Source organism: Enterocloster sp. 210928-DFI.2.20, assembly GCF_020554465.1.
GTDB lineage: Bacteria > Bacillota > Clostridia > Lachnospirales > Lachnospiraceae > Enterocloster > Enterocloster bolteae.
Map to the genome: position 1 here is coordinate 114,281 of NZ_JAJCHK010000011.1, position 12,167 is coordinate 126,447.

At 46.4% G+C, this 12,167-nt stretch carries 12 protein-coding genes; 2 read left to right on the top strand and 10 right to left on the bottom strand.

Annotation, left to right across the window (positions count from 1 at the left end; translation table 11 throughout):
• Positions 1-13 precede the first annotated feature (13 nt).
• Positions 14-1,153, bottom strand: coding sequence for an efflux RND transporter periplasmic adaptor subunit (locus LI015_RS12235; RefSeq protein WP_002569553.1), 1,140 nt, complete (start codon positions 1,151-1,153; stop codon positions 14-16).
• A 21-nt stretch (positions 1,154-1,174) separates the two neighbouring features.
• Positions 1,175-1,792, bottom strand: a complete 618-nt coding sequence (locus tag LI015_RS12240) for a TetR/AcrR family transcriptional regulator (RefSeq protein WP_002569554.1) — start codon at positions 1,790-1,792, stop codon at positions 1,175-1,177.
• Between the two features lie 242 nt (positions 1,793-2,034).
• On the opposite strand from LI015_RS12240, the gene LI015_RS12245 reads away from it, so the two are divergent.
• Positions 2,035-2,706 carry a response regulator transcription factor gene (locus LI015_RS12245; protein WP_227125215.1) on the top strand — a complete coding sequence of 224 codons (672 nt, stop codon included), beginning with the start codon at positions 2,035-2,037 and terminating at the stop codon, positions 2,704-2,706.
• On the top strand, positions 2,703-3,728 hold the full coding sequence (locus LI015_RS12250; protein WP_002569556.1) for a HAMP domain-containing sensor histidine kinase: 1,026 nt from the start codon (positions 2,703-2,705) through the stop codon (positions 3,726-3,728). The genes LI015_RS12245 and LI015_RS12250 overlap by 4 nt, the downstream gene beginning before the upstream one ends.
• Before the next feature lie 23 nt (positions 3,729-3,751).
• Here the strand turns inward: LI015_RS12250 and LI015_RS12255 are convergent, their stop codons facing one another.
• The 8 genes from LI015_RS12255 to LI015_RS12290 all read right to left on the bottom strand — a co-directional run bounded on the left by LI015_RS12255 (position 3,752) and on the right by LI015_RS12290 (position 12,007).
• A complete protein-coding gene (locus LI015_RS12255) occupies positions 3,752-5,830 on the bottom strand; it encodes a BglG family transcription antiterminator (protein ID WP_002569557.1) in 2,079 nt (692 codons plus the stop codon).
• A 211-nt stretch (positions 5,831-6,041) separates the two neighbouring features.
• Entirely contained in the window at positions 6,042-6,341 is a 300-nt protein-coding gene (locus LI015_RS12260; protein WP_002569558.1) for a PTS sugar transporter subunit IIB, read from the bottom strand.
• A gap of 83 nt (positions 6,342-6,424) precedes the next feature.
• Entirely contained in the window at positions 6,425-6,964 is a 540-nt protein-coding gene (gene hxlB, locus LI015_RS12265) for a 6-phospho-3-hexuloisomerase (RefSeq protein WP_002569559.1), read from the bottom strand.
• 45 nt (positions 6,965-7,009) lie between these two features.
• On the bottom strand, positions 7,010-7,450 hold the full coding sequence (locus tag LI015_RS12270) for a PTS sugar transporter subunit IIA (protein ID WP_002569560.1): 441 nt from the start codon (positions 7,448-7,450) through the stop codon (positions 7,010-7,012).
• Between the two features lie 15 nt (positions 7,451-7,465).
• Positions 7,466-8,731 (bottom strand): PTS transporter subunit IIC, encoded by a 1,266-nt coding sequence (locus LI015_RS12275; protein WP_002569561.1) that lies wholly within the window; start codon positions 8,729-8,731, stop codon positions 7,466-7,468.
• 42 nt (positions 8,732-8,773) lie between these two features.
• The gene (locus LI015_RS12280; RefSeq protein WP_002569562.1) at positions 8,774-9,526 is read right to left on the bottom strand and encodes an SDR family NAD(P)-dependent oxidoreductase; all 753 of its coding nucleotides are present in this window, start codon (positions 9,524-9,526) and stop codon (positions 8,774-8,776) included.
• A 64-nt stretch (positions 9,527-9,590) separates the two neighbouring features.
• On the bottom strand, positions 9,591-10,235 hold the full coding sequence (gene rpe, locus LI015_RS12285; RefSeq protein ID WP_118019110.1) for a ribulose-phosphate 3-epimerase: 645 nt from the start codon (positions 10,233-10,235) through the stop codon (positions 9,591-9,593).
• Positions 10,236-10,543: 308 nt separating this feature from the next.
• Complete coding sequence (locus LI015_RS12290) at positions 10,544-12,007, bottom strand: GntR family transcriptional regulator (RefSeq protein ID WP_227125180.1); 1,464 nt, start codon at positions 12,005-12,007, stop codon at positions 10,544-10,546.
• Positions 12,008-12,167 lie beyond the last annotated feature (160 nt).

A 12,167-nucleotide genomic window follows, 5' to 3' on the forward strand; every position in this document is an offset into this window, starting at 1 on the left:
CTTTATGTCCCCCTTACTGTTCCGTTGTCTGTTCTGTTGTCTGTTCTGTTGTCTGGGTTTGTACCTCTGTCTGTATCTGCCCCGGAACCTGCTGCGGCTCCTGCTCTTCTCCCAGCACCCTTACCTGTGCTCCTTCGTACAGCTCCGAGCTCCATGTTGTAATAACCTGGTCCTCCATGGTAAGTCCCGACAATACTTCAATTGTCTCTGAATCGTAGATACCAGTCTCGATAAATACCTTGTGGACCGTTCCGTTCTCACAGGTATATACATAGGGATTGCCGTTATCATAATAAACCGAATCCACAGGTATGGTCATTGCATCCTCGGTTTTTTCGGAAACCACGTAAAGCTTTACTTCTGAACCAGTAGGGAATGTATCGCCATCCTCCAGCCTCGCCTTAACCTTGTAAAGGCCCGTGGTGCTGTCCGCCATTGTGCTGACCTCATAAATGGCGCCGCTGCCTTTTATTCCCTCTTTTTCAACCTCTATTTCATCGCCTTCATGAAGGTAACCCCGTATTCTTTCCGTTGCCGAAAAAGATACTACCCGTGCCCCCTGGCCGGAAATAACACAGATCAAATTATTCTGGGATACGGTATCAAAAACCTCCATGTCGCAGATTTCCACCAAACCGCTTATGGGAGCTGTAATCTGACTGTATTCCAGCTGGGTTTTGTATGTAAACTCCGCCTGCTCATACTGGATCCGGGCGCTGTCCACCTTGTTCCTGTACTGCTCATAGGCCTGTTCTGAAATGCCGCCGCTGTTATAGAGAATCTGCTGCCTTCCCAGTTCGGCCTGGGCCTCCTTAAGGGTCAGGGCCGCTGCTTCCATGGAGCTTTTGGCTGTCTCCACCTGTTTTGTGTCTATGGTACATATGACCTGTCCCTCTGTCACAACATCCCCGGCCTTTACATTTACCGACGTCACATCCCCGGCTGCCTTAGGATAAATGTAAACCACATCCGAAGGCTCCACCTTTCCTATTAAACTTGTGGTAAGCCGGATATCGCCTGTCTGGGGATATGCTGTTTCCATCACCGGAAGCGCCACTGCTTCCGCAAACTGTTTATTATTCATGAATCTGGGAATAACTGCCGCGCAGATAACCACCGCTGCAGCCACGCCCACAATAACACCTTTTTTCATCATACTTCTCCTCTCTCTGGGCTACACTGTCTGTTGTTTTACTTCCGGCCTGATATAAATTATTTTGTTATGGAAGCAGGCCATAATATCTTCCTTTTTGCCGGCGCCTGATATGTATTCCTGGATGGAAACCGTCAAAATGTCATTGCAGGTATCCTGATACACTCCGAATTCATCTTCGGAAAACCGCTCCCTGTATGCAGGCATTAAATGTCTATAAATCCAGGCTTTATATTCCATGTACTCTTTCCCATGGAGAAGCGAACGGGACAAAAGGCTGAAACTCTCATTTCCCTCTATCGGCAGATAAAGCAGGCGGTACAGGCGGTTGGTCCTGCATATGCTGAAATGATATCTCAGACTGGTCTCCAGCATTTTCCAATAATCTCCCCCGTATTCCAAAAGAATCTTCTTGTTATTTTCCCAGATAAACCGCTGCGTCTGGCACAGTGAAAAAAACAGCATATCTTCTTTGCTGAGAAAATATGCATACAGACTCCCCCTGGAAACCCGGGCGCTTCTGGCTATCTGGGTAATATGGATATCTCCTGTTCCTCTGTGCATAAACGCCTCACTGATGGCATCGCTTATCCTGTTTTTTTTCAGTTCCGGAAGTTTATCAAAACGTTCTGTGGGCATATTGTTTTCCTCCTCATTCTTTCACGGTCCCAGTAAAACGGCACGTTTTATATACAGACCTTATGTTACTAAACTTAAATGAACCATCATTAAACCCAAGATGAAGTCAACATGAAGTCACAAAATGTTCACATTTTGTTTATCTGTCCGATTCATGTTCGGTTCATATTCATTGTGTATAATGTCCATATAATTTTAATCTGATATTGAATGATTGGGGAAAGGATGAAAAACATATGCTGATGCTGAAGATATTGATTGTAGAAGACGATGAAAAATTAAGCCAGCTTTATAAAATCGTATTAAACAAAGCCGGATATGAGACAGTTCTGGCTTCCAACGGACAGGAGGCATGGGACATCTTTGATCAGGAACATATCGACCTGGTCATAACCGATGTTATGATGCCCGTACTCAATGGTTATGACCTGGTGAAAATACTGCGCAATGAAAATCCGCTGATTCCAGTGCTCATGATAACAGCCAAAGATGACTACCCCTCCAAAAGCAAAGGTTTTACTTTAGGTATTGACGACTATATGACCAAACCCATTGATGTGAACGAAATGGTTCTCAGGGTAAAAGCACTGATGCGCAGAGCCAATATCAACCAGGAACGCAAGCTGATGGTAGGTGCTACCTGTCTGGATTATGACTCCCTGACAGTCTCCTGCGGGGAGGATTCCATCATGCTTCCTCAGAAGGAATTTTTGCTTTTGTATAAACTGGTTTCCTATCCCAACAAGATTTTCACACGCATCCAGCTTATGGATGAGATATGGGGACCCGGCACTGCCTCTGACGTACAAACCATTGATGTACACATCAACAGGCTGCGCAGGCATTTTGAACATAACCATGATTTTAAAATAATGACGGTTCGGGGACTTGGGTATAAGGCGGTGGTGCAATGAAGAACGGTATCAGACTGTGGCTTAGTCTTTCAATCCATGTCATCATAATCATGTTTGTTATGGTTTTTATAACAGGTACGCTTTCCTTCCGATTTTTTTCATCGGATATACACAGCGTCACTGCCCGCCTGTTTCCGCTTATATCCCTGCTGATAGCAGCTATACTGGTATCTGTTTCCCTGATTCTCATCGTGTCAAAGCGTCTTCTGGTTCCCATCCAAAACCTGATCGAAGCTCTTCAAAGGGTTGCTGAAGGGGATTTCACCGTCCGGCTTCCTGAAAACCATGAGGATGCCTATGCGTATAATATGAACGCCAACTTCAACAAGATGGTAAAGGAACTTAATTCCATGGAAATGCTCCAGTCCGACTTCATACAAAATGTGTCGCATGAATTCAAGACGCCCCTTACCTCTATTGAGGGCTATGCCACCTTGTTAAACGGAGTCTCCCTCCCGGACGAGCTCCATGTCTACTCCGGGCATATCCTTGAAAGCGCCCGGCAGCTCTCTGTACTGACCGGTAATATCCTGAAAATATCCAAACTGGAGAATCAAGGTATCGTCTCCCAAAAGGAATCCTTTTTCCTGGACGAACAAATACGCCAGGCTCTTCTCAGCCTGGCGCCTATGTGGGAACCTAAAAACCTGGACATTGATATGGATCTGCCTGAAACGCTTTACTATGGCAATGAGAACCTGATGTTCCAGGTATGGACAAACCTTTTTTCAAATGCAGTCAAATTCACTCCACCCGGAGGTTCCATCAGCGTCCGCTGCTGTCAGACACCGGAAGTCATTCAGGTGTGTATCAAAGACACTGGCGTCGGCATGACACCGGAGGTACAGTCCCACATATTTGACAAATTCTATCAGGGTGAGCAGAACCGCAACATTGAGGGCAATGGCCTTGGGCTGGCCCTGGTCAAAAAAATTGTCACACTGTGCAATGGAACAGTTGCTGTGGAGAGCCGGCCAGATGAGGGATCCGTGTTCACAGTCCGGCTTCCAATGGACAAGTAATGAAAAACAGAGACTTCGCCGCATCAATTTCTGGATAATATCTCCCACATGGTGCGGTAAATCTCCATGCTGTCCGTTAAATTTCTGATTCTGTCAACATCATTTTGGTCTTTACCTAATTTTATAATTTCCTTGAACAGGTCCAGATAGTCCGTTTCACCTTTCTGCGAAAAGAAGAACAAGAGGTGAACCGTCTCGCCCTCATCAAACAGGATACCGTCCTTTGATACCAGGAGGCTGAGCCCGTCCTCGTATACCCCGCTCTCCTTCCTGGCGTGGGCCAGCGCGATTCCTTTATTTACAATGATGTAACTGCCGTACTCCTCCACATTTCCAATGGCTTCCCGCACATAACGTTCATCAAAGTATCCGTCTCTGATCAGGTCCTCGGAGGCAGCCTTCATAGCCTCCCGCCAGGCCATTTTCCCGTCCCTTGCCTTGATATACTTTATTTTAAGCATGTTGAGCAGCGCAAACTCTTTTCCAATCTTGGACTCTACATAGAAGGCATCCTCCAGAATCTGCTTGAGTTCACGGTCCAGATATTCGATTTTCCGCCGGTCCCCTGAATCATAGATCGCATAGATTTTTGAGAGCACCGGAAATCGCTCCCTGGCATCCGGCAGAACAGTCTTTTTCTGTTTAAATGCAAGGTTTTGTATCTTGTTGATATCCTCCACCGTGATCAAAGGGCTGACCACAGCCACAGGCAGCACGCAGTCCTGAATCGGTACCGTGGATATGACAAAGTCCACCTGGTCGAAACAGCCCTTTGACGCCTCCACCTGTCTGGTGGTCATGGTGTCCACCACATAAAAATTGAAGTAATTCTTAATCTGGGCTTCCAGATACTTGCTGGTAGCCATGCTTCCTGGGCAGGATATAATAACTCCCAGGGGGCTGCTGTTCTTCCTCCCTCTCAGCAGGGCCGCGCATATATGGATAATAATGCTGTCTTTCATCTTGGGTGTAAGGCTGTATTGGAGGTACTTCTCCAATATGCAGAACTTATCCTCCGCAAGCTCCCTGATACGCGGGAACTCCCCGGAGGTCTCATACCCTATGTCCCAGTCATAATCCGCGTCATTCCAGTTATTCATGCCCTTTACATGGGAAATCAGCGATTCCACCAGCAGATTGTCTGACTGGATATCCACATCTATTTCCCGGCTGATTTCCAGCAGGAAATGGCAGATCACACCATAGAGCTCAAAATCATTGATGCTCTGTACCTGGGGATGCAGATTTCTCAGAAGAATCTGCCTCTCCATAACCAGAATCCCGTTATGCCCTATGGCTGAGTATCCCAGCTCCTCCGCCACATAATGTATCATATTGCCAATGGTGTCCAGCTGCAGCTGGGGCAGGCCGGGTTCTGTGGAATTCTCTGCAAATCCGGTCTGCTCTAACCGGTTGAGCAGGACAAAGATGCAGATGGCAATTTCAAAAAATACATCCTTTGCAAATATGATATTGTTGTCCTTGGTGAAACAGTTCATATAATAGATGACATCTGTAAGAGGGCAGATAAACCCCGCCCGCCTTATAATAAAACGTACAAAAAAATCCTTCTCGCATTTTATGGATGGAATCAGACCCTTAAATATGTCAATCAGCAGCCCGCGGGTCTTATCCTCCTCTGTCTGGAGCAGGATTCCCTTCTTACTTTTGGCCACAAAGATAATCCCATATTTTTTTACATATTCATCCACCAGCCTGCAGTCATTTATGATGGTATTCCTGGTGACATACAGTTCGTCTGCCAGCTGCTGCATGGAATAATAACCATCATGGCAGAGTAATTCAATGATAATATAAACCTTCCGCTCCTCCAGCGACATTTTATACTGGTATGGATCCATGGAATACACTGCGTCCATGAACTCACTGATATGCTTTCGGTCATCCAGACGCAGTATGTGGTTGTCCCAGTATACAGAGTGTCCGAAACCGGATTCCCTGGCAAATTCCACAAGCTCCTGCACGTCGCCTTTTAAGGTCTTTTCAGTTATGTTATAGTCATCTGTCAGTTTTTTCAGGCTCAGCTCCTCGTTTGGATTCTTCAGAAGCCGCTGTAATATCTCGGTACTTCTCTTTTTCATTTACACCCACCACTTTCAAATTAGTCCAACCGGCCAGATGGACTGCTGCGTCTCTACACGACATCTGCAGCGTCCCCTGATCCGGAGGCGCCGCAAAGTCTTTTCCCTTAAATCCGGCTATTCCCTTCAAGCACCTGGAAACCGGACCATTTTATATTTTATATACTCTCCCTTTTGCACTTCATCAACCTTATGTCTGAACGGCTGCGCTTTACTCCGCCGCAACCTTCTTCATCAGCTCCTCCAGCTTCTTTTCCGTATTGGCCTTATTGACCCCGGAAATGAGTCCGAACACGCTCATGTACGGCTTCTCCAGAGGCTGGCGGTAATTGGCCGTGGTCAGCACAATATCCACATGGTGCTGCCTCTCCGGCACTTCCGCAATGGTGGCCTTAAATACCCTTGCATTGACCCCTGCCCTCTGCGCTATTTCCTTTACTGCCTCCTGTGCGATGGTTGAAGTCGCAACTCCGCTGCCGCATGCTACTAAAATTTTGATTTCTTTTGTCATGATACCTTCTCCTTTTCTACAGTGTTATTGTTTAATGTTATATGACTCATATCCCGCCCCATACATGGATTCTTTAAGGTTTACTATTCGATGCTTGCATGGCGCTTTGCCATCTTCTTGTTCGTATCCGCATTTTTTGAACTCATCTTAAGGATGACCGCGTCAAAAATCAGCAGCAGCATCTGCTCAAACAAACTGCCCAGAGGCTGGATGCTTGCCTTTGACTCAGAAAACTTGGTGGCGGCCTCAATCCGGATAAGCGGCTCATGGTTCCTGCTCAGTGTGGATTCCTTGCTGCCGGTGATCACCAGCACGTCGGTTCCCTGCTTAGCCCCGTCGTCTGCCGCGCTGCACACGCTCTGTGTCTCTCCGGAAGCCGAAGCCACAATCAACAGGTCCCCTTTTCCCACGGAAGGAGTTGTGGTCTCCCCCACCACATAGGACTGATATCCCATCTGCATCAGTCTCATGGCCAGCGCTTTTAACATCAGGCCGGACCTTCCGGTCCCGTATACAAAGATTCGCTCATGAGTGTCAACCGCCTCTATGAACTGGTCGATTTTTTCTTCCGGCATCTGCACGGAAGCATTCTTTAATTCAGCGACAATATCCATTAATTCCATAACCAATCTCCTTTTTCATCTCTTACGTGAAAGGGATTTCCCTGACTATCCTATCTTTTCCTGTAAGTATTCAATCAGTTCCTCGTCTGAAAGGCTCTTGCATTTTAACAGAGCTTCCGAATCATTTAAAAAACCCATCATGTTCTGCAGCGCCTGAAGATGTTCATTGGGATCCTTGATTGCCAGGTTGAAAATCATATCTGTACTGACATCCTGGGTATCGTCATCCATCCGCTTAAAAGAAACAGGCCGGTCCAGTTTGAGGAAACAAACACTGTTTTGTGTGATGCTCTCATCCTTGGCATGCGGGATGGCTGTAGGAATCTCCGTGGGCAGTCCTGTAGGGTAATTCTTCTCCCGTTCCACGCACAGAGTCCCAAACTGTTCGCTGACAAGTCCTTCCTTATACAGAGCCTCACCGCACATGGTGATTGCCTCATATCTGTCCCTGGCAAAACCGTGAATCACTAAATATCTATTTTTCATACTAATCTCCTATTCTTAACCAAGCATTCCAAACAGTCTGTGCAGCAGGGATACCAACAGGTTGCCCGGGTTCCAGCCAAAGTGGGATGCGGTTACCAGTCCTTCAAATTTAACGCCGGTGACAGACAGCATCTGCGTTGCTTCGGGTATGAACATGTTCGCAAAGAACAATGTAATGAACATCATGACTGTCATGCAGATCAGAGTCCTGAATATATTTCCCTTACTGGTCAGCACACACATAGGAGCCAGATAGCAAACCTCTGCCAGGATTCCCAGAGGGAAAAACCTCATATCGGGAATCAGGAATGCCAGGAGGATGGTGACTGGTATCATAATGGCCGAGCATGTGATACAGGCCGGGTCTCCCAATCCAAGGGCGATGTCCATACCGATGTAAATATCCGCGTCATCGCCAATCTTCCTGTGCATGTAATCATTGGCAGCATTGCCCATGGGAGTCAGACCTTCCATCATAACGCTTACCATTCTGGGAATCAGCACCATGGATGCCGCGACACCCATGCCGATGGTCAGTAACGCCCCCAGGTCCTGTCTGGTCAGCAAGGCCAGGAATACGCCCACCAGCAGTCCGATGACCGCGGGGTCTCCAAAGATTCCCAGTTTCTTTCCCAGCTTATCCACATTGACATCCACGTCCCTCAGGCCGGGAATCAGGTCAATGATTTTATTGAGTCCATATGTAACAGGATATACCCAGGCGCAGAACGCCAGCGTGGTACAGGTGGTTCCTTCCAGTCCGAAGAATTCCCCCCACTTCGGGGCCAGCCACTGGGAAAAGAACAATGCAACGATGCCGCACCCCACGGCTACCAGGAAACCGATAACTGCGTTTCCTGACAGGGCATATGCCAATGCGCCGGGTACAAGAAAATGCATGAAATTCCAGATATCCACATTCAGTACCTTTGTAATCTTCAGGCGCACCAGAATCAGATTCACAATTATGATGGCCGGGATGACAAACACGGCAAAGGGAACGGTCCAGGATGCAGCCCCCAGCGCTGCAAACCCAACCTCCAGAGCGTCATATCCCGACCCCAGCGCCTTATAGTAGTCCATGACCGGCTGTATTGTTGTAATCAGCAGGTTGACCGCCAGAACCAGTCCCTGGAAACCGATTCCCACCAGTAATCCGGACTTGATGGCATGGCCCAGCTTCATCCCAAAGAATTTTCCTAATATGGCTATGACAACCGGCAGAAGTATGGCTGCGCCTAAATTGATAAATTCCTGAAAAAATCCTAATATTGCCTCCATTTTATACCCCCTCTTTTTATCTGTAAACCTTCTTTATTAAAATCAGGCTATGGTACGGCCGCCGTCAAGAAGGATCGTCTGCCCCTGGATGTATGAATTGTCCTTGTCAGCCAGGAACACCGCCAGGTTTGCAACATCCCGGACCGTGCCGTAGCGGCGCACAGGAATCTTTTCCAGAACAGCGTCCAGCTCTGCCTGGGTGGGATAATTTACACGCATCATATCCCCTGTGTCAATCAGGCGCGGCGCGATGATATTGACATTTACGCCTTTTGGTCCAAGCTCCTTTGCCAGTCCGCGCATCAGCCCTTCGCCGCCTGCCTTGGAGGCCGGATAGGCCACGGCTCCGCCTGTACCGCTTAAGGCTGAACCGGAACTGATGTATACGATGGAACCGTGGTTTGTGAGGAAATCATTGTAAAACGCCTTTACGGTATTGAACAGACCGTTTAAGTTTATGCTGATGGTCCTGTTCCACTCCTCAAATGTAAATTCATTTACCTTCTTTTTGAAGGCCACCCCGGCGTTGAGGACAAGGGTGTCAATCCGTCCGAACTCCTCAAATACTTTCTCCCGCACATGGTCCATGTCTTCCGGCTTTGACACATCCGCCTGGACAAACAGGGACTTCACATAATCACGTGTGATTTCTTCTGCTGTCTCTGTACCGAATTCCACATTATAATCAACGATTACGGTATTAGCTCCCTGCTCTGCAAACTGTACTGCGATCTGCTTTCCGATTCCATGTCCTGCTCCTGTCACCAATACCACTTTTCCCTCAAATTTTTTCATCTTTATACCATCCTCTCTATTCTTGTGGTGTCATGCTTATCGTTCCATAGCCCTGCCGCAGCTTCTATTTCACTGCTTCCCGCAGTATGCTGTAGCGCTCGCCGGGATTGCCTCCAAAGAGATATCCGCCGACTACAATCAGCTCGGCTCCTGCACCGGCCACCTGCTTTGCTATAACATCATTGACGCCTCCGTCCACCTCAATCTGGATGGGACGGCTGCCAATCATTTTTTTCAGGTTGGCAATCTTTTCAAGGCTCTTTTCTATGAATGTCTGGCCAGGTGTCCCCGGATTGATGGTCATGATAAGAACATAGTCAATATCATCCAGCAAGTATTCAAGCACTGACTCCGGTGTGCCCGGGTTGAGTACGACTCCGGCCTTTCTTCCTGCTTTTTTGATGCGCTGGATCATGTTATGGATGTGAGGCGTGGACTCATAGTGGACCGATATCATCTCGGCTCCCGTGGCAATCACATCATCCAGATGGTCCTTTGGATGGTCAATCATCATGTGCACATCAAACATCATTTTAGATGCCTTTTTCATAGCCCCTATCTGGTTTGGCCCGAAGGCAATGTTAGAGACGAAGTTGCCGTCCATCATATCCACATGCAGGATAGCCGTGTTTTCACGTTCCAGAAATTCAATCTCATCCTTTAACCGCAGAATATCTGCTCCAAAAATTGACGGTAGTATTTGAGCCATTGATAAACCTCCTAATTACCATTCATAAGAAGTGATCAGATTCATATGATGGCGCCTTGTTTTTTTGTTTTATAATTCATGAATTATCCGCTGTCCATTGTGTGTTTCTTACTAAGCCTTACCGCGAATCAACTTTATGGTTTTACTATATCATCAACTTTCTTTTGCTTAAAGACCAATTTACCGCCAATGTGCCGGAAGGGAATTTACTATTTGATTTCCGCTCAAATATACCTTCCCGCCTTTTTAATAAAAAAAGAGGCTGGTTCATAATGAATCAGCTGCTTTTCATATGTGGATATAAAATGTTAGTATTTTTCAGGAATCCGAATATTAGACGCGTTAGAAAACTTATATTTTTCTGTCATATGCTTCTTCATACAAACCAAGATATAACAGTAGCAATCCGCTATACCATCTGCAAAGGAATCCGCGTTACCCTGGTTTAATTGCCGGAACGCAGCGATAACTTGTTTATTGAGATGCGAAAGTGTACGCCTCTTGGACGGATAATAAGCAAAATGATGCCCCCATTCAAGAAGATGATTGGTTTCAGATAATATAACATATAAAGGTTCCAGTGTGGTATGTTTTAGTATGGCTTCCAACATATCTGCCAGATAAGCGGAACCGGGAGATGTAAATCTGTCCGCCAACTCGTCCAGCTCATCTCTGGTGAACCGCAAAGCTGCCTCCAAAGCCGCCGGGCGAATCAGCAGGGCCATGAGCTGCAGGGCATGAAGGTAGCGCAATGCCTTTTCTACATATCCGGAATTAAGAGCCAGCCGGTGAATTTTAGTATCATCCGGTTCTATAACAATAGTGCCTTTGCCATTTAATGTTTTTACGAACCCTCTCTGTTCCAGTTCTGACAATGCCTTTCTGACAGTGGATAAAGAGACATTATACTGTCCGGCCAGCTGCTTTTCATATGGAAGATACATGCCAATCGAATATTCTCCAAGGCCGATTTTCAGATTCAGGTCGTCAACAATCTTCGAGTAATAATAATCCTGGCCGCGCATGGGATTCCACGCAAAGGGCACCCCCGTTTGCACAGGACATTCAGGCGTCGTGTCCCTTAAATTTTTTAGTGTGCTTTCAATGGAGTCTGTAAGAGCCTGATACATATTTAATAACTGGCGGTGCTTTGCAGACGGATCTTTGCCCTTTAATATGTCTATAATAACGCTGTTCGCAGGTGCAGGCTTCTGTAAAAAGTGTTTCCTGAAACAGGGGCATTCCTCTATGAAAAACGAGAACTTATTGTAAAGGCCAAATGCAGAATAAAGTTCGCCGAATAAGGGATTTCCTCCTATCCTTAATATATCATATCCCAAATTAGAAGGAATACGCCATCCGCCGGTAAGGCGCCCCAAACGCAGTACCTTCATAGCCTGTTTATAGTGCGGCATAATCTCCACATCGCAGCCCTGCAGGGCAAAAACAAAAAGGGGTGGCAGTATTAGCGTAAAGGTCTGATATACCTGCAATATAGTCTGCTTTTGCTTCAAAATTTCAAAAACAGTATTCAATGAATCAGGCGTATCTTTTCCTGAAACAACGATTGGAGCAAGGCGGGGCTGAATCTCAATCAGCCCTTCTTCCCGCAATGCTTCAAAAACATGGTTAATCGTGTATCTGCTTACATGAAACTGCTCGCAATACATCCTTGAAGATAATAAAGAATTTCCAGGAAGTATCTGGCCCTCCAAAATGCGCTGTTTAATTTCGTTATATACAAATGTAAATTTTGTTTCCTGTGGTTTCATATCGTATCTCCTCTGTCTGGATTATATCATGAAGTTCCACACTTGTCAGCATGAAAAGCTGTAACCTATTTGCACTCCTTACCAATATGGGTATTGCACGTTGATAAAGATAACCTTTATAATAAAACCGTAAAATTGGCATGAAAGAGATTACACATTA

Bases quoted from the DNA above. Each gene is read 5' to 3' on its own strand.
- LI015_RS12290 (WP_227125180.1), bottom strand. From the start codon at position 12,007: ATGAAACCACAGGAAACAAAATTTACATTTGTATATAACGAAATTAAA.
- LI015_RS12260 (WP_002569558.1), bottom strand. From the start codon at position 6,341: ATGACAAAAGAAATCAAAATTTTAGTAGCATGCGGCAGCGGAGTTGCG.
- hxlB (WP_002569559.1), bottom strand. From the start codon at position 6,964: ATGGAATTAATGGATATTGTCGCTGAATTAAAGAATGCTTCCGTGCAG.
- LI015_RS12270 (WP_002569560.1), bottom strand. From the start codon at position 7,450: ATGAAAAATAGATATTTAGTGATTCACGGTTTTGCCAGGGACAGATAT.
- LI015_RS12255 (WP_002569557.1), bottom strand. From the start codon at position 5,830: ATGAAAAAGAGAAGTACCGAGATATTACAGCGGCTTCTGAAGAATCCA.
- LI015_RS12245 (WP_227125215.1), top strand. From the start codon at position 2,035: ATGCTGAAGATATTGATTGTAGAAGACGATGAAAAATTAAGCCAGCTT.
- LI015_RS12280 (WP_002569562.1), bottom strand. From the start codon at position 9,526: ATGAAAAAATTTGAGGGAAAAGTGGTATTGGTGACAGGAGCAGGACAT.
- LI015_RS12250 (WP_002569556.1), top strand. From the start codon at position 2,703: ATGAAGAACGGTATCAGACTGTGGCTTAGTCTTTCAATCCATGTCATC.
- rpe (WP_118019110.1), bottom strand. From the start codon at position 10,235: ATGGCTCAAATACTACCGTCAATTTTTGGAGCAGATATTCTGCGGTTA.
- LI015_RS12240 (WP_002569554.1), bottom strand. From the start codon at position 1,792: ATGCCCACAGAACGTTTTGATAAACTTCCGGAACTGAAAAAAAACAGG.
- LI015_RS12275 (WP_002569561.1), bottom strand. From the start codon at position 8,731: ATGGAGGCAATATTAGGATTTTTTCAGGAATTTATCAATTTAGGCGCA.
- LI015_RS12235 (WP_002569553.1), bottom strand. From the start codon at position 1,153: ATGAAAAAAGGTGTTATTGTGGGCGTGGCTGCAGCGGTGGTTATCTGC.